General features: G+C 45.7%; 10 protein-coding genes and 1 tRNA gene. 8 read left to right on the forward strand and 3 right to left on the reverse strand.

What is annotated here, in order from left to right; translation table 11 throughout:
* Nucleotides 1-119 precede the first annotated feature (119 nt).
* The 7 genes from AAGC78_RS15665 to AAGC78_RS15695 all read left to right on the forward strand — a co-directional run bounded on the left by AAGC78_RS15665 (nucleotide 120) and on the right by AAGC78_RS15695 (nucleotide 10,314).
* A tRNA-Ile gene (locus AAGC78_RS15665) sits at nucleotides 120-196 on the forward strand.
* 438 nt (nucleotides 197-634) lie between these two features.
* A complete protein-coding gene (locus tag AAGC78_RS15670) occupies nucleotides 635-1,807 on the forward strand; it encodes a helix-turn-helix domain-containing protein (protein ID WP_435785038.1) in 1,173 nt (390 codons plus the stop codon).
* Nucleotides 1,808-2,329: 522 nt separating this feature from the next.
* Nucleotides 2,330-4,198 (forward strand): endo-1,4-beta-xylanase, encoded by a 1,869-nt coding sequence (locus tag AAGC78_RS15675; RefSeq protein WP_435785039.1) that lies wholly within the window; start codon nucleotides 2,330-2,332, stop codon nucleotides 4,196-4,198.
* Nucleotides 4,199-4,380: 182 nt separating this feature from the next.
* A complete protein-coding gene (locus AAGC78_RS15680) occupies nucleotides 4,381-6,330 on the forward strand; it encodes a non-reducing end alpha-L-arabinofuranosidase family hydrolase (protein ID WP_435785040.1) in 1,950 nt (649 codons plus the stop codon).
* A 193-nt stretch (nucleotides 6,331-6,523) separates the two neighbouring features.
* Nucleotides 6,524-8,377 (forward strand): cellulose binding domain-containing protein, encoded by a 1,854-nt coding sequence (locus AAGC78_RS15685; RefSeq protein WP_435785041.1) that lies wholly within the window; start codon nucleotides 6,524-6,526, stop codon nucleotides 8,375-8,377.
* Nucleotides 8,378-8,613: 236 nt separating this feature from the next.
* Nucleotides 8,614-9,636, forward strand: a complete 1,023-nt coding sequence (locus AAGC78_RS15690; protein WP_435785042.1) for an alpha/beta hydrolase — start codon at nucleotides 8,614-8,616, stop codon at nucleotides 9,634-9,636.
* 27 nt (nucleotides 9,637-9,663) lie between these two features.
* The gene (locus AAGC78_RS15695; RefSeq protein WP_435785043.1) at nucleotides 9,664-10,314 is read left to right on the forward strand and encodes a GntR family transcriptional regulator; all 651 of its coding nucleotides are present in this window, start codon (nucleotides 9,664-9,666) and stop codon (nucleotides 10,312-10,314) included.
* 25 nt (nucleotides 10,315-10,339) lie between these two features.
* On the opposite strand, the gene AAGC78_RS15700 is transcribed toward AAGC78_RS15695, so the two are convergent.
* On the reverse strand, nucleotides 10,340-11,944 hold the full coding sequence (locus AAGC78_RS15700; RefSeq protein WP_435785044.1) for a phospholipase D family protein: 1,605 nt from the start codon (nucleotides 11,942-11,944) through the stop codon (nucleotides 10,340-10,342).
* A gap of 500 nt (nucleotides 11,945-12,444) precedes the next feature.
* Here AAGC78_RS15700 and AAGC78_RS15705 point away from each other — a divergent pair, with 500 nt between their 5' ends.
* Nucleotides 12,445-14,454 carry a glycoside hydrolase family 11 protein gene (locus tag AAGC78_RS15705; RefSeq protein WP_435785045.1) on the forward strand — a complete coding sequence of 670 codons (2,010 nt, stop codon included), beginning with the start codon at nucleotides 12,445-12,447 and terminating at the stop codon, nucleotides 14,452-14,454.
* A gap of 100 nt (nucleotides 14,455-14,554) precedes the next feature.
* Here the strand turns inward: AAGC78_RS15705 and AAGC78_RS15710 are convergent, their stop codons facing one another.
* Both AAGC78_RS15710 and AAGC78_RS15715 read right to left on the reverse strand, forming a co-directional pair.
* The gene (locus AAGC78_RS15710) at nucleotides 14,555-15,151 is read right to left on the reverse strand and encodes a porin family protein (RefSeq protein ID WP_435785046.1); all 597 of its coding nucleotides are present in this window, start codon (nucleotides 15,149-15,151) and stop codon (nucleotides 14,555-14,557) included.
* A 128-nt stretch (nucleotides 15,152-15,279) separates the two neighbouring features.
* Nucleotides 15,280-16,869, reverse strand: coding sequence for an ABC-F family ATPase (locus AAGC78_RS15715; protein WP_435785047.1), 1,590 nt, complete (start codon nucleotides 16,867-16,869; stop codon nucleotides 15,280-15,282).
* Between the last annotated feature and the right edge of the window lie 154 nt (nucleotides 16,870-17,023).

Here is a 17,023-nt window from a genome sequence, read left to right on the forward strand (position 1 = left end):
AAAACCCGCCATGAGCGGGTTTTATTTTTTTAGTCCACACAAAAACTTATCAACTATAGCCACGCACAGTGTGAGCCACTATAATGCGCCCGCGCTGCTCAATGCAGCACCTCCTTTAAGGGCCTATAGCTCAGTTGGTTAGAGCATCCGACTCATAATCGGCAGGTCGCTGGTTCAAGTCCAGCTGGGCCCACCATTTTTCCTCAATCCCTCAGTAAATTGCCGCCAACCTTGAATAACGGCAATACATTATCGTATTACCGCATAGATCCCATGCCAGCGCTTCATAGGGTCAACAATAACAAACACGTATTGATGGCCATTTATTGATGCTCAGAGGCATAAACAGAGCTCCACCGTGCGCCAAAGTTTGATGCCACCGACAAAAATTACCAGACCTTATCTGATTCCGGCAGCAGTGGCCTTGGCCTGCAGGTCAAACTGCAGAAAGCCTTAACATGTCTGATATTATGATATAGTCACCTTGCACCAATACACTCAGCTTTCGGCCGTTACTTGACAGAAAAACACGCTGATAGGCTAATTCCGTAATCGCTGTACATAGAGTGACACTCCACACCAAACATAATAACCAGCGTTTTTGCCTGCGCAGACTCAACGTGGTTTCACACAAATGCTTAAGTTTTATCGCAACGCGCTCATTGTCTTTTTATTGTTAGTCCTTGTTACAGGGATATTGGCCTACATAGGTATTGTAAAGTCAACGCTTCACGCCTCTGTATTTCCTGCACGCGACAAAAACCTACTCTGGGTATCCGCAACCGAGCCAAAGAAGCAAGTTAGCGATACTCGTTTAACATTAAAAAATGAAGTGGGCACCATAGAATATGATTTCTTTTTAGGTACCGTAGAACCATTCCCCTACACTCATTATTCCATGTACTTTGTGGATGCCATTCAATCTTACGTGCAACTTGATCTTACTCGCTATTCAAATATTGTTTTCAAAATCCAATGCGATCCCAAAAACGTTTTGCTTTTTGTGCTGTTCAGTTTTGACGAAAAAGTGACGGATCTAAACAATATGGCTACACGTCGCGTATCTTCAACTGCTTTTTCATGCGACAAGAATTGGACTGAGATCAGTATTGACTTTGATGACCTTGATACACCCCATTGGTGGCTGGGGCGCTATGGATTTGAATTCAGCGATACATCCTATCAGCTGGATAAAACCATGGGCTTTGCGTGGGTAAATTCTTTACAGAGCCCTATTAATACACAATCCCATATACGGATGACTGATATAGAACTGCAAGGAAAAGACTTCCGCTACCTCTACGGTGCAGGCACCCTCAGTATTGGCATATGGATATTATTCTTTGTATGGCTATTTCGACGTTACCTGCAAGTGCTTACGATTGAAATAAAAGAAAAGGTCAAACAGGACCAACAGTTAATTGCCTATAAAAAATTATCTATAGAGCCGCAAAAGGACAAAGAAAAAAGTTTGCTGTTGCGTTATATGGCGACAGAATATTCCAACGCAGAGCTTAGTCTTGAAATGGCTGCGGCCAGCTTGGGTATTAATCGAACCAAAATTAACGAGATACTAAAAGAAGAACTAAGTCTCACATTTAGCACCTATCTAAACAAATTGCGACTCACTGAAGCGGCACGATTATTTACTGAAAATGAGGAGGCTAATGTCTCTGAAATTGCTTACTCGGTTGGATATAACAACGTCTCGTATTTTAGTAAATTATTCAAGCAAGAGTACGGCTGTGCGCCCAAAACATTTAAGTCACTGTATATAGTAAAAGACGATAAGGAAGATAATTTTTAACAGTGAAAATTTGCGATGAATGAATAAGGCCAAGTGCATCACACTTGGCCTTATTCATTTAGAGGAGCAAGAATGGTGATTAACTTTTCACCGTCAAAATAAACACACCAAAAAGTAGATCCATATCTCATTTTAGTTTTAAGCCTTTCAATACATCTGCAAAAAATTACAGTAACTGCCGAATTTTTTGCAATGTCGATAAGGTTTTATCAAAAGTAGTCATCCCTCCTCAATCATTTCGATAACATTTTCATCAGCTTCACTCTCCACAGCTGGAAGCATAATTATAAAAAATCAACTGACTACATCATTAGTAAAAATAATCTGTACTAGTCGTGGTAATAAAAATTAACAGTTGTCTCCTTAAACCCTTTTTTGAAAAGCCAACCCAAGTACACCCCTGTTGTACCAGTTTCCACCAAAACCAATTGGTTGCGGGAGATTCTGGCTTTCCCGGTCTTAGGACCGGGTATTTTTACAAATGGGTTAACTTGATTCACAACTTTAGTGGAGATTCAAATAATGAATTCAGATAAAAACCCCAATCGAGGCCTAACTAAAATCTTATTACGCAGCTGCTGCGCTTTAGGCGTCAGCACAGGTTTGGCTGTATTTTCCCTCAATGCATTTGCAGCATGCACCTACACCGTTGATAACGAATGGGGTAGCGGTTTTGTGGCCAGTATTACGATAAAAAATGATACGAGTGCAGCCGTCAATAACTGGAGCGTTAATTGGCAATATGCCAACAACCGTATCACCAATAGCTGGAATGCAAACTTTTCCGGCAGCAATCCTTACACCGCAACCAATGTAGGATGGAACGGTAATATCGCTGCCGGCCAATCGATTTCATTTGGCTTTCAAGGCAATACCAATGGCAACACCGTTGAGCGTCCCGTTATTAACGGTTCATTGTGTGGTGCAGCGGTAAGCTCTTCTTCTCGTTCAAGTGTGGCAGTTTCCAGTACTGCACCAAGTTCCACACCTGTGGCCAGCTCACGCTCAAGCAGTTCCATTACAGCAGTTTCCTCGTCAAGCTATTCTGTACCCGCCAATAATTTTGCACAAAATGGTGGAGTGGAAAGTGGTTTAACCAATTGGGGGACAACAGCAGGAACGGTAACGCGTTCAACGGCGGATAAACATAGCGGTTCAGCAAGTGCTTTGATCACTGGTCGGACAGCAGCATGGAATGGATTAACATTCAATGTAGGCACGCTCACCACCGGCAATGAATACCAGGTAAACACTTGGGTGAAGTTGGCTGCAGGAACTCCGGATAGTGTTATTACCTTAACAGCAAAACGTCAGGATGATTCAGATTCATCGACCTATAACGAATACACTCGCGTATCGACAATCACCGCTTCAGCAAATGAGTGGCGCTTGTTAGAAGGTTATTACACTCAATCAGGAACCGCCTTCCAACACTTTATTATTGAAGCAACTGATACAACCATCAGCTATTACGCCGATGATTTTGTCATTAGTGGCCAGGTAGTTCAGGTACCGAGCAGCAGTTCGCGTAGTTCAAGCAGTGCGGCATCCACCAAAAAGTTTATCGGCAACATTACAACTTCCGGCGCAGTGAGATCAGACTTCACCCGCTACTGGAATCAAATTACGCCGGAAAATGAAGGCAAATGGGGATCAGTTGAGGGCACACGCGACGTTTACAACTGGGCACCGGTTGATCGCATCTATGCATATGCCCGCGCAAATAATATCCCTGTAAAAGCACATACTTTTGTATGGGGTGCGCAATCTCCTTCATGGATCAATAACCTGAGCGCGTCCGAAACAGCAGCAGAGATCGAAGAATGGATTCGCGATTACTGCGCACGCTATCCGGATACCGCAATGATTGACGTAGTGAACGAAGCAGTAGTTGGCCACCAGCCAGCGGGTTATGCACAGAAGGCGTTCGGTAATAATTGGATTCAACGCGTATTCCAACTAGCACGTCAATATTGCCCCAACTCAATTTTGATTTTGAACGACTACAACAATATTCGTTGGCAGCACAACGAGTTTATCGCGCTTGCAAAAGCGCAAGGCAATTATATAGATGCAGTCGGTCTGCAAGCTCATGAGCTGAAGGGTTTGACCGCAGCGCAAGTTAAAACTGCAATCGACAATATCTGGAATCAAGTGGGCAAGCCTATTTATATCTCCGAGTACGATATCGGTGATACCAATGATCAGGTTCAACTGCAAAACTTCCAGGCGCACTTCCCGGTGTTCTGGGACCATCCTCACGTTAAAGGCATTACCATCTGGGGTTATGTGAACGGCAGAACCTGGATTGAAGGCTCCGGCTTGATTCAGGACAACGGCACACCGCGCCCTGCAATGACCTGGCTACTGAATAATTACATCAATAAGTAGCAATCAGTTAACTCACCCACTCTCGTGGGTGAGTTTCCCTAATAAAAATACAACGCATTTCTCTATTCACCGGAATTATGAAGCACCGGTGATTCTGCAATTTTAATTACCTTCGGCTCGGTCAATAAAAGTGAAAAATAATTTTAAAAACGAATAGAACCTTTTAACTTTTCGGAGACTACATGATGACTCAGCAAAAAAACTCCGCCAGATTATTACCACAGGTGTTGCGCAATACCTGCGGTGTAATCGGCTTGGGCGCCAGCCTGTTTGCACTTTCCAATACCAGTTTCGCAGCCTGCACCTATTCAATTGATAACGAATGGGGTAGCGGTTTCGTGGCGAGTATTACGGTAAAAAATGATACGGGTGCAGCCGTCAATAACTGGAGCGTGAATTGGCAATACGCCAACAATCGCATCACCAGTAGCTGGAATACAAATCTTTCCGGTAGTAATCCCTATACAGCAACCAATGTCGGTTGGAACGGCAGCATTGCAGCAGGTCAATCCATTTCGTTTGGATTCCAGGGCAACAGCAACGGCAATACAATTGAACGACCGGTGATTAACGGCACATTGTGCGGCGCAGCTGCAAGCTCTTCTCCACGCTCAAGTGCTGCTCCCAGCTCCACGCCGCCAAACAGCTCGACGCCAACGAGTTCTGCACCTGCAATCAGCTCGCGTTCAAGCATTGCGGCTTCTTCAGTCAATAATTCCACTCCGGCAAATAATTTTGCACAAAATGGCGGAGTCGAAAGTGGCTTGACTAATTGGGGCACCACTGCGGGAACAGTAACGCGCTCGACTACAGATAAACGCAGCGGTTCTGCAAGTGCGCTGATTACTGGTCGCACTGCCGCATGGAATGGTTTAACGTTTAATGTTGGAACGCTCACTACTGGCAATGAATACCAGATCAATACCTGGGTGAAATTGGCTCCGGGAACGCCTGATAGCGTTATTACATTAACCGCAAAACGTCAGGATGATTCTGACTCATCAACTTACAACGAGTACACTCGTGTCGCGACTATCACAGCGTCAGCGAATGAATGGCGCTTGTTAGAAGGTTATTACACTCAATCCGGTACTGCCTTTCAACATTTTATTATTGAAGCCACGGATACAACTATCAGCTATTACGCCGATGATTTTTCTATTAGTGGTCAAGTAACTCAGGTACCAAGTAGCAGTTCGCGCAGCTCAAGCAGTAGTAGCAGTGCACAAACGTGTGAATTAAAAGCGCCACTGAAATGGACGTCTACTGGCCCATTAATCAGCCCGAAAAATTCCGGCTGGGTGTCCATTAAAGATCCATCGGTAGTGAAATACAACGGCACTTATCATGTGTACGCCACTTACTACGATACGGCTTACAAATCCATGTACACCAGCTTCACTGATTGGAACAATGCGCAACAATCTGCGCACATTTCAATGAACGGAAGCCGCGTGGGTAATGCTGTTGCACCGCAAGTATTTTTCTTCCGTCCACACAACAAGTGGTATTTGATTACCCAATGGCCTGGCACTTACGCTACAACTGACGATATTAGAAATCCCAACTGGTCAGCCAAGCAACGCTTGTTGCAAGGTGAACCCACCAATTCATTGGATTTCTGGGTAATTTGTAACGATACCCACTGCTACTTGTATTTCTCACGCGACGACGGTGTGCTGTACGTTTCCAAAACCACTATTGGTAACTTCCCCAATTTCTCTGGTTATTCCATCGTTATGGAAGATCATCGCGGCAACGGTAACCAGTATTTATTTGAAGCACCCAACGTTTACAAACTCGACGGGCAAAATAAATATTTGTTGATGGTTGAAGCCTGGCCAAGTGGTCCGCGCATGTTCCGCTCCTGGACATCCAGCAGCCTCGATGGCCCATGGACACCACTAGCAGATACAGATTCAAATCCATTTGCTGGCAACAACAATGTGGAGTGGCCGAATGGAAAATGGGCAAATGGTATCAGCCACGGTGAATTGGTTCGCTCCGGTTACGATGAGCGTTTAACGGTTGATCCGTGCAATCTGGAATTCCTCTATCAAGGTCAGGCAGGCAACAGCTCCGACTACAACACTATTCCCTATAAATTAGGATTGTTGCGACTCAAGAAATAAAAAGCAAAAGCCTGCATCAATGTTTTTTGGTGCAGGCTTTTTTTGTGAGAGTAATGTGGATGCAAGGAAGTGAGTAATCGCTGTAAAAATAGAATTACAACAATAAATAAGTAGTTGTCAGCAAACCCCGAATTCGCTACCGCAAGCCCAAGGTACTTGCGGTTTCCTCAATTGTTCGCGAAGGACTTGAATTATGAATAAATCAAAAGTTTCACCAGACGGTAATCTGGATAAAATAAAGCAGTCACTGTTAAGTTTTGGTGTTGCAGCAACGTTCGCTACAGCCGCACACACCGCGTCAGCCGCATGTACTTATCAAATCGATAATGAATGGTCGAATGGATTTGTAGCAAGCATCATCGTTAAAAATGATACCGGTGCAGCGGTGAATAATTGGAGCGTGAATTGGCAATATGCCAACAACCGTATTACCAATAGCTGGAATGCAAATTTATCGGGTAGCAATCCTTATACGGCAACCAATGTGTCCTGGAATGGTAATATTTCGGCTGGCCAATCTATTTCATTTGGGTTCCAGGGCACCAAAACTGGCAACAATGCCGAGCGTCCGCAAATTAACGGTGCGCTGTGCGGAACTACACCAGCAAGCTCTACTGCAAGCAGCACTCCAGTGGCGAGTTCGTCCAGACCAAGCTCATCTGCTGTTGTTGTTTCCTCATCAAGAAGCAGCTCATCCTCATTGCGCGCCTCATCATCGATAGCATCAAGTGCTGCAACCAATGCGTGCGCCAGTCAGGTAGAAAACGCCTATCAAATGCTCGCACCAAAAATTCCGGCAACGATACAAGCAGAAGATTTCGATCCAGCCGGTTATTCTGACAGCACTACCACCAACGAAGGCAGTGCTTATCGCACTGATACCGGCGTCGATATTAAAACGATTACCAACGGTAATGCCGTAGGTTGGATGACGGCAGGTGAATGGTTGGAGTACACCGTCTATGTGGAAACCGAAGGTGATTATGATGTAACTATTCGCTCCGGTGCAGTAGGAACCGGACGCACATTTAAAATTTCACAATGCAACACGACGTTAATTGAATCCTTTCAGGTTCCCAACGTGAATAATTGGGGCGAATTTAAAACCTGGTCAGCCGGCAAAGTTCGCTTGAAGTCGGGCTATCAAAAAATTCGTGTGACAGTGGGCGCAACGGATTATGCCGATCTGGATTGGATTCATATTGGGCCTTATAGCGGTGTAATTGATTCACCAACAACACCAACCAATCCAACTGGCGCTGTACCGAGTGATGGTTGCGGCAAAGCGCGCAGCTTGCAAAATGGCCGAATCAATTTAAATGTGAATGGATTAAATCGGTCATACATTTTGCGCGTACCGGATAATTACAATAATCAAACCCCTTACCGTTTTATTGTCGGATATCACTGGTTAAATGGGGATGCGGCGCAGGTTGCCAATGGCGGCAATGGTTCAGCTACTGAAACACCTTATTACGGCCTCTGGAACCTTGCCCAAAACAGCACGATTTTTGTTGCGCCTGAGGGTATCGATAAGGGTTGGGCAAACAGCGGCGGGCGTGACCTCGCCCTCACCGATGCCATTCTTAATCAAATCCAATCCGGTTTTTGTATCGATAAAAGCAGAATCTTCGCAACCGGTTTCAGTTACGGTGCAGGAATGTCCAACGCAGTTGCTTGTGCGCGCGCCAATGTGTTTCGCGGCGTAGCACTTTATTCTGGAGCACAATTAAGTGGCTGTGATGGTGGAACATTGCCCATTCCATTTTTTGCGGCACACGGTTTGGACGATAACGTCCTGAGCATCGCCCAAGGTCGCTCATTACGTGATCGCGCTGTTAGAAATAACAAATGTACAACACAAAATCCGCTGGAACCCGCCCGTGGTAGTGGCACACATATCTGCACCTCTTATCAGGGTTGTACCGCTGGTTATCCAGTGCGTTGGTGTGCATTTGATGGCGGACATTGGCCATCACAACATGATGCTGGCCAGCCTGAATCTTGGATTCCCGTGGAAGCCTGGAACTTCATAAAACAATTCTGATTGTCATTAACCCATTCTTGAGGTTGCCCGGCACATGCCGGGCTTTTTTTACCCTGTGAGGAACTTAATTGACTGAAATCATCTGAAATCGAGCAGATTCAACAGAAACTTGATAAATCCTGCAAAAAATTGATGAAGTTTTGCAGTTTTTTTTTGATAGCGCCCCTCCAAAAACGCAGCATATCCACATTGAATGAAACCCAAACCGACAATAATTACACTCATGGGAGCTTTGGATGCGTTGTTTCAATATTATTTCTGCATTATTTCTATTTCTGACTTTTAGCTCATCACAGGCCTTTGCCAATCACAATATAAAGCACTTCAAGGATGTCGAATGGGCAAAGCCGAAGGGTTTCAGCCTTACCCTGGATATAGCAATTCCCGAGACAAAAACCAAAACAAAACCGGTGCTGGTCATTTTTCACGGTGGAGGCTGGCTGCTTAATAACAAATCAATCATGACGGATTTAGCGAATAGCATTGCTACCCGCACAGATATCATCACCGTCAATGTTAACTACCGTTTGCTGGCTGACGTTGATAACACCACCACCGTCAATGAAATTGTGGAAGACGCGATGGGCGCCGTACTTTGGGTTAAAGACAATATCAAAGCCTATGGAGGTAACCCGGATCAAATCGCCGTCACCGGAGACAGTGCAGGCGGACATTTGGCCGCGATGGTAGCAGTAGCTGGCCGCAATTTAGACAGCGATGGATTCACCAAAAAACCACTGGGTTTTAATCCAACCTATCTTCCCAAAGGAATCACCGCCGAACAGGTTGCCAAAAAAGATGGATTGAAGATTCAAGCAGCAATTCTGAGCTATGCAGGCTTCAGCCTGGTCGAGGTTGCCAAGCGTGATTTTGAAGGCGAAGGAAATCAATTTTGGAAATGGGCCAAGGCGACGCCGCGCGGTATGTTTGGCGGAAAAATAAATGTAAATGACAATCCCGAATACTACCAAGCGGTATCGCCTGACCAATATCTGGTGAAAGCAAACGAATATAGACTGCCGAAGCAATTTGTACATGTGGGCGAACGGGATGCGTTAACCACTCCCGAGCGCGCAAAAGCTTATGTTGAACAACTCAAAACTCTTGATCAGCCAGTGCAATTTAAAATCTACCAAGGCAAAGGCCATGGATTTCTGGATAGCAACTGCAACGATTATAACAATGGCTGCTTTAAAGACCTTTCCGAACCGACAGTAACTGACATGATTGATTTTCTAAATAAGGTTTTTGGCCTTTGATCTATGCATCAAGGTTGCGATAACCCCATGTCAAGTCATCCATGTTACGACGTTATTAAATTAAAAATAGCGATGCTTGAATATCTGCCAGGAAGGAGTTTTTCAGAAATGGAGCTGGCAAGCGAACTGGATACACCCAGATCAAAAATAAGAGAGGCATTTAGATTGTTAGCTCAAGATAAATTAGTCCATATAATTCCACAAAGAGTAACCACCATTTGCAAGTTAAATTTGGGGACCACAATCGACTCGATATTTATCATCCAATCCCTGTTAGCTGCAATAATGAAAGATTGCATGCCCATTTCCGCTGGGGTCGAAAAAGAAATCAGTAGCCTGGAGCAAGACCTCATCAAATTGGATCAAAAAAATACTATAGAGGAAGATGATTTTTTTGATATAGACCATCAGTTCTACTTAACGTTATGCCAAGCAAGAAACTTCCAACGACTAACAACTATTATTTTTAAAGAAAAGATACACATTGATAGAGCGCTTAGATTAGTGCTTAAACAACAGGAAAGCTGCAAACCTATAATCTCTTTTTATAGACAGATATTCACAGGAATTAGAGAGAAAAATACGGAATCAGCGTTAATGGGATTGTGTGGCTTAGCCAACACACTAGAAGATTACTCGATCAAAGCTGAGCAATACTTTCCTCAGTATTTTCAGTGAAAAATATCAAATTCAATCAAGAAAATTATAACAACCATTCAATCGGTAGCCATGACATAAACTTAACCATCGCACGCTTTAACCAAGTTGTCCCCGGCTCGCGGTGATAGATCACCGGAGGATCGCCCTGCTCTAACCAATATACATTTCCTTTCTCGTCCAATTTGACTTGATAGGCGGTATGGGGGACACGTTCAATAAACATTTTATCCACCGCATCGGCCATCGCAGTGCTATCGATAACAAAACCGGATTCAGTATTCAGCTCTGCGGAGCGTGGATCAAAATTAAATGACCCTATATAAATTTGCTTACCATTCACAGAAAACGTTTTAGCGTGAAGACTGGAACCTGAGCTACCAAAACCGCCGTTGCCGGAACCGTAACTAAAACCACCAGCGCCATTATCACCCGCAGGTGCTTGGCTTTTCATTTCATAAAGCTCAATGCCGGATTTTAATAATGCTTTGCGATGTTTTGCATAGCCGGAATGCACTGCGGCAACATCGGTCGCCTCCAACGCATTCGTTAAAATACGGATTTGTGTTCCCTGTCCGGCCATCGCACTGAACACCTCAACACCAGCGTCAGTCGGTACAAAATAAGAAGACACCAAATCCAATTTACGGATCGATTGCCCCATCATTGCTTCGAGGCTGTAAATCATCAAACCACTTTTATCGACCGGTCCCATTCCTTTTGCCGGGTCATCACTGACAAGCCGCGTATGCACCCAGTCCATTTCCAGTTCTTTCGCTAGCATGCGTTGTGCAAATGAAGTTTGTCGCAATGACGTCGCATATTGCGCAGACTCAGGGCGAGCGAGAATTTTATCGACCTCATTCTGCAGCGATAAAATATCGCTCTTCTGCTGAAAGAGTTGATCGACTGGATATGATGACTGGCTCGCCCAATAGCCATCAAAATCTTCACTGGCAGCGACTGCGGCGGGGCCAACGGCCATCACATCCAGATCAGCAAATAATACTTCGTCAGTTGCTGCAAAATATTCGTCACCCACATTGCGACCGCCGGCAATTGTCACCGATTGATCAACGGTAAATAATTTGTTGTGCATGCGCCTGTTCACGCGCGAAAAATCGGTAATAAAACCGAGCATGCGCGCTTGGCGCAACGGAAAAGGGTTGAATAGCCGTACTTCAATATTGGGATGACTATTGAGCATGGCGAGCCAATCATCCAGATCAGCAATACCAAGATCATCCAACAATAGCCGCACTCTCACGCCTCGCTCGGCAGCTTGATAAAGTTCATGCAGCAGCATTGTGCCAGTGAGGTCTTTGCGCCAAATGTAATACTGGACATCAAGGGTTTTCTCTGCGGCACGCGCAAGAAAAATGCGCGCGGCAAATGCATCCAATGGATTATTGAGCGGATAAACGCCGGAAAACCCGGGATGCTCCTGTCCATAAACCTGTGCGATCTGCCCCAGGCGCGTTTGCAGGATATCCTCTTGCGACAAGCTCACATCAGCACTCCTTTCTTTCAGCGGCGCAACCGAACAAGCCGCCAGCGCGAGCAGTAACGGAAGCAGCAGTATTTTGGCAAAACACACCATCAAACAGGCTCCTACAAAAAGATCCAGTTGTCGAATTGCCCGTACTGCCACCTATCGGACGCTCTCCTTTATAGCGATAAACCTGCTTGCTGTATGTGCGCAATCCGGCGCATGTTTCAAAATCAAATGAATGAGTAAAACAGCAGAAGGAGAGAAATTTGAGGGTATTTTTTCTGTCACTTGAGAATTGAAAAGTTATCAAAATTCAAAAAATATTTTTACTGGCGATAAATTTTTTTCAGATAATTTTTAAATTTTATCGCGTAAAAAAATAAAAAAGCCTATTAAAAAACTGCTTTTTTGAACAGGACACGCTAAAAACGTGATGCGTAATGGTTTAAATGACAATATGCATATAGTCCAATTGACACCAATACACATCAAGATGTATACAAGTGCACTTCGAGCTAGCCACGTAGTTTTAACAATAACAGCAAAGCAGTATGGCGCTCGATGAACAACGCCTGTTTGCAATAAACAGGATACGCCTTCCAACAGCCTCCACCTCTATTGGCTGCATTGGTTGAGAGGCACACTCTGGAGATCTAATAATGAAATTACACAACATCGGCAGAAATGCTGTAACTACGCTCATCTGCGCTTTGGGTATAGGCGCAACCATTAGTGCAACATCAGTCAGCGCCCAAACCCTGAGTTCAAATTCGACGGGAACCAATAACGGGTTTTATTACACATTTTGGAAGGATTCCGGCGATGCATCAATGGGATTACAAGCAGGTGGCCGCTATACATCGCAATGGACTAACAGCACCAACAACTGGGTGGGCGGCAAAGGCTGGAAGCCCGGCAACAGCACAAGAGTGATCAGCTATTCCGGCACCTACGGCGTCGATAACAGCCAAAACTCTTATCTCGCGCTGTATGGTTGGACCAGAAGCCCGCTGATCGAATATTACGTTATCGAAAGTTACGGCTCTTACAATCCAGCAAGTTGCTCCGGCGGTACTGACTACGGCAGCTTCCAAAGCGATGGTGCGACTTACAACGTGCGCCGCTGCCAGCGCGTCCAACAACCATCGATCGATGGTACACAGACCTTCTATCAATACTTCAGCGTGCGCAATCCTAAAAAAGGCTTTGGAGCGATTTCCGGCACCATCACTTTTGCTAACCACGCTAATTTCTGGGCGAGCAAAGGCCTGAATCTGGGCGCGCATGATTATCAGGTGCTTGCGACCGAGGGCTATCAAAGTCGCGGCAGTTCCGATATCACCGTCAGTGAAGGCACAGCAACCACTAGCAGTACGCCTACTTCTACCGCTACCAATAGCTCCGTACGCAGCTCAACGCCTAATAGCGGAGGAGGAGGTATTGTTGTTCGTGCACGCGGCGTAGCGGGCAGTGAGCACATTAATCTGCGCGTGGGCGGAGCAACCGTCGCTAACTGGACACTGACTACCAGCTTCCAGAATTACACCTACACAGGTAATGCGTCCGGTGATATCCAGGTGCAGTACGACAACGACGCCAGCGGCCGCGATGCGATTATTGATTACATCCAGGTCAACGGTGAAACCCGTCAAGCGGAAGATATGGATTACAACACCGCAGCCTATGGCAACGGCTCCTGCGGTGGCGGCTCCAATTCGGAGACCATGCACTGCAACGGCGTGATTGGTTTTGGTTACACCTACGATTGCTTCAGCGGTAATTGCAATGGCAGCGGCGGCACCAGCAGTACCGGCGGTACAACTAGCAGCACGGGCACCAATAATAATTGCAGTGGCTACGTCGGCATCACTTTCGATGACGGCCCCAACTCCAATACCACGGCGCTGATTAATTTACTCAAGCAACACAACCTGACGCCGGTAACCTGGTTCAACCAAGGCAATAATATCGCCAGCAATACGTCGCTGATCGCGCTGGAGCGCAGCGTGGGTGAGGTGCACAACCACAGTTTTACACACTCGCATATGACCAGCTGGACGCTGGCACAAGTGTCCGACGAATTGAACCGCACCAATCAGGCGATCCAGAATGCTGGCGCGCCCAAACCTACGTTGTTCCGTCCACCTTACGGCGAAGTGAATTCGACCATCCAACAAGCCGCACAAGCTGCCGGTCTGCGTGTTGTTACCTGGGATGTGGATTCACAAGATTGGAATAATGCCAGCGCTTCGGCCATCGTCAACGCGGTGAACCAATTGCAAAATGGCCAGATAATCCTGATGCATGATGGCAGCTATACCAACACCAATAGCGCTATCGCGCAGATTGCTTCCACGCTGCGCAACAAAGGTTTGTGCCCGGGCAGAATTGATCCCAATACCGGTCGCGCAGTTGCGCCTACTAGCGGAACTACAAGTAGCACCCCTGCAATATCAAGCAGTAGTCGTAGCAGCACAGCAGTGGTGACCAGTAGCAGCCGCAGCAGTGTAAGCACAGGTGGTAATTGCCAATGTAACTGGTGGGGAACCCTGTATCCAACTTGCCAAAATACCGCGAGTGGATGGGGCTGGGAAAATTCGCGCAGCTGTATCACTACCAGCACGTGTAATAGCCAGGGTACCGGTGGCGGCGGAGTTGTGTGTAATTGAAAAATTAAATAAAGAGTAAAATAAAAAGGGGCGAATGAATCGCCCCTTTTTATTTACTGAGAATAATTTATTGAGAAAATCCTTTTAAATATTGTTCCTATTAGAAAGTGAACTGCAAATTCACACTGGCAAAGTCAACATCCATATCAATACTGTTTGGTTGCAGTACATTCACTTCATCGCGTGAAATTTCAAAATTGAAACGCTCGTACTCTACGCGCAAATCCAAATGTTCAGCCAAACGGAATTTCGCACCTAAGCCCCAGAAGGTTTCGTCGCCGTCATGATCTCTGCTGGTGAGGAAGTCTGATGTATCCACTTCATTAGTATCAGCGTCCCACCACATTTGTCCGCCTTTCGCATAAACTGAGAAGCTTTGTGATACTGGCAGCTCAAGAATTAAATTCAGCGCCTTACCTTTAAGGTCGACATCATAAATACCGTTGCCGGCCTCATCGAAATCAATGTAGGCAGCTTCAACACCGATGTACTCATTGAATTTAACTACACCAAATACTTTTTTGGCTGCTTCATCTTCATCGAATTCACCGTCTTTCAGTTTGGTGAAACCGTAACCAGCACCAATGGAAAACTCCGGCTGGAATTGCCAACCGTTGCCACGATTTGAATTATCGTCTTGCGCCATCGCAACAGAGGACACAGCACCCATGCACAAAACTGCTAATAATTTTTTCATAATCAACTCCCACTTAATTTAAAAGACGGATGCAGAATAAAAATAAAAATTCATATGCTCTGTGCGTTAACGCGCGCATAAAAAAACCCGCAAATGCGGGCTTTTTTATGCAAAAATTTTTGCAAATCTTACATTGTATAAATGCCTTGACTGCGCAAGTAGTCTTCATAATTTCCGTGGAAATCAATCAAACCACTCGGTTGCATATCAATGATGCGTGTCGCCAAAGATGATACGAATTCGCGGTCATGACTGACGAAAATCAATGTTCCCGGATAATTTTCCAGCGCGAGGTTTAACGCTTCAATCGATTCCATATCCAAGTGGTTGGTTGGTTCGTCCATTAACATAACGTTAGGATTAATCAGGCTTAATTTACCAAACAGCATGCGGCCTTTTTCACCACCGGATAAAACTTTTACATTTTTCTTCACTTCATCGTTAGAAAAAAGCATACGACCCAACGCACCGCGAACCAATTGTTCGTCGCCTTTGGTCCATTGTTTCATCCAGTCAAACAAATTGGTGTCGTACGAAAAATCAGCAGCGTGGTCTTGCGCGAAATAACCAATCTCTGCTTGTTCAGCCCATTTGATGGTGCCAGCATCCGGTTGCAAGTCACCGTATAAACAACGCAGCAAGGTTGTTTTACCCGCGCCGTTGGGGCCGATGATCGCAATGCGTTCGCCCGCTTCCACTTGCAAACTTAAATCGGTAAATAATTGGCGATCGTAACCTTTGCTCACACTTTCCAGTGTTACCGCCTGGCGATGCAATTTTTTGTTTTGCGTGAAGCGAATGTACGGGCTGACACGGCTTGAAGGTTTGATATCATCCAATTGGATTTTATCAATTTGTTTCGCGCGCGATGTTGCTTGCTTGGCTTTGGAAGCGTTCGCAGAGAAGCGACTTACGAAGGTTTGCAATTCGGCAATTTGCGCTTTCTTCTTCGCATTTTCGTTCAATAATTTTTCACGCGCTTGCTCCGACGCCATCATGTAATCGTCGTAGTTACCCGGATAAACACGCAACTCGCCGTAATCCAGATCCGCCATATGCGTACAGACTGCATTCAAAAAGTGACGGTCATGCGAGATGATAATGATGGTGCTGTTGCGTTGGGTGAGCATGCCTTCCAACCAGCGAATGGTGTTGATGTCGAGGTTGTTGGTCGGTTCGTCGAGCAGCAGTACATCCGGATCAGCAAACAATGCTTGCGCCAATAACACACGCAATTTCCAACCCGGAGCAACTGCGCTCATAGGACCAAAATGTTGTTCGATAGGAATATCCAGACCGAGCAATAATTCGCCCGCGCGGGATTCAGCGGTGTAACCGTCCATCTCCGCAAATGCCACTTCCAGCTCGGCAACACGCATGCCGTCGTCTTCGCTCATTTCCGGCAACGCATAAATGCGGTCGCGCTCGGCTTTCACCGCCCACAACTCGGTATGACCCATGATGACGGTATCCACTACCGAGAACTCTTCGTAGGCGAACTGATCCTGCTTCAATTTACCCAAGCGAACGTTCGGCTCCAGCATCACCTGGCCACCGGACGGCTCCAGATCACCACCCAGAATTTTCATAAAGGTGGATTTACCGCAGCCATTGGCGCCGATCAAACCATAGCGGTTACTGTTGTTGAATTTGACCGAAACGTTTTCAAAAAGCGGTTTTGCACCAAATTGCATGGTGATATTGGCGGTGGCGATCACGGGTAATTTTCTCTGCGACTGTGCGACTAAAAAGGGATAAATAAGGACAAACGGGTAAAAAAGGCGCGCATTTTAGCCTAATTGGCGGCGCGACAGGGATTTAATTGTGTATAAAAAAGCCCGCACAAGGCGGGCCTTCTCTAACCTGATCAAA

The sequence above is a fragment of the Cellvibrio sp. genome, from assembly GCF_039207905.1.
Lineage (GTDB): Bacteria > Pseudomonadota > Gammaproteobacteria > Pseudomonadales > Cellvibrionaceae > Cellvibrio.

Bases quoted from the DNA above. Each gene is read 5' to 3' on its own strand.
- AAGC78_RS15670 (WP_435785038.1), top strand. From the start codon at position 635: ATGCTTAAGTTTTATCGCAACGCGCTCATTGTCTTTTTATTGTTAGTC.
- AAGC78_RS15675 (WP_435785039.1), top strand. From the start codon at position 2,330: ATGAATTCAGATAAAAACCCCAATCGAGGCCTAACTAAAATCTTATTA.
- AAGC78_RS15680 (WP_435785040.1), top strand. From the start codon at position 4,381: ATGATGACTCAGCAAAAAAACTCCGCCAGATTATTACCACAGGTGTTG.
- AAGC78_RS15685 (WP_435785041.1), top strand. From the start codon at position 6,524: ATGAATAAATCAAAAGTTTCACCAGACGGTAATCTGGATAAAATAAAG.
- AAGC78_RS15690 (WP_435785042.1), top strand. From the start codon at position 8,614: ATGCGTTGTTTCAATATTATTTCTGCATTATTTCTATTTCTGACTTTT.
- AAGC78_RS15695 (WP_435785043.1), top strand. From the start codon at position 9,664: ATGTCAAGTCATCCATGTTACGACGTTATTAAATTAAAAATAGCGATG.
- AAGC78_RS15705 (WP_435785045.1), top strand. From the start codon at position 12,445: ATGAAATTACACAACATCGGCAGAAATGCTGTAACTACGCTCATCTGC.
- AAGC78_RS15710 (WP_435785046.1), bottom strand. From the start codon at position 15,151: ATGAAAAAATTATTAGCAGTTTTGTGCATGGGTGCTGTGTCCTCTGTT.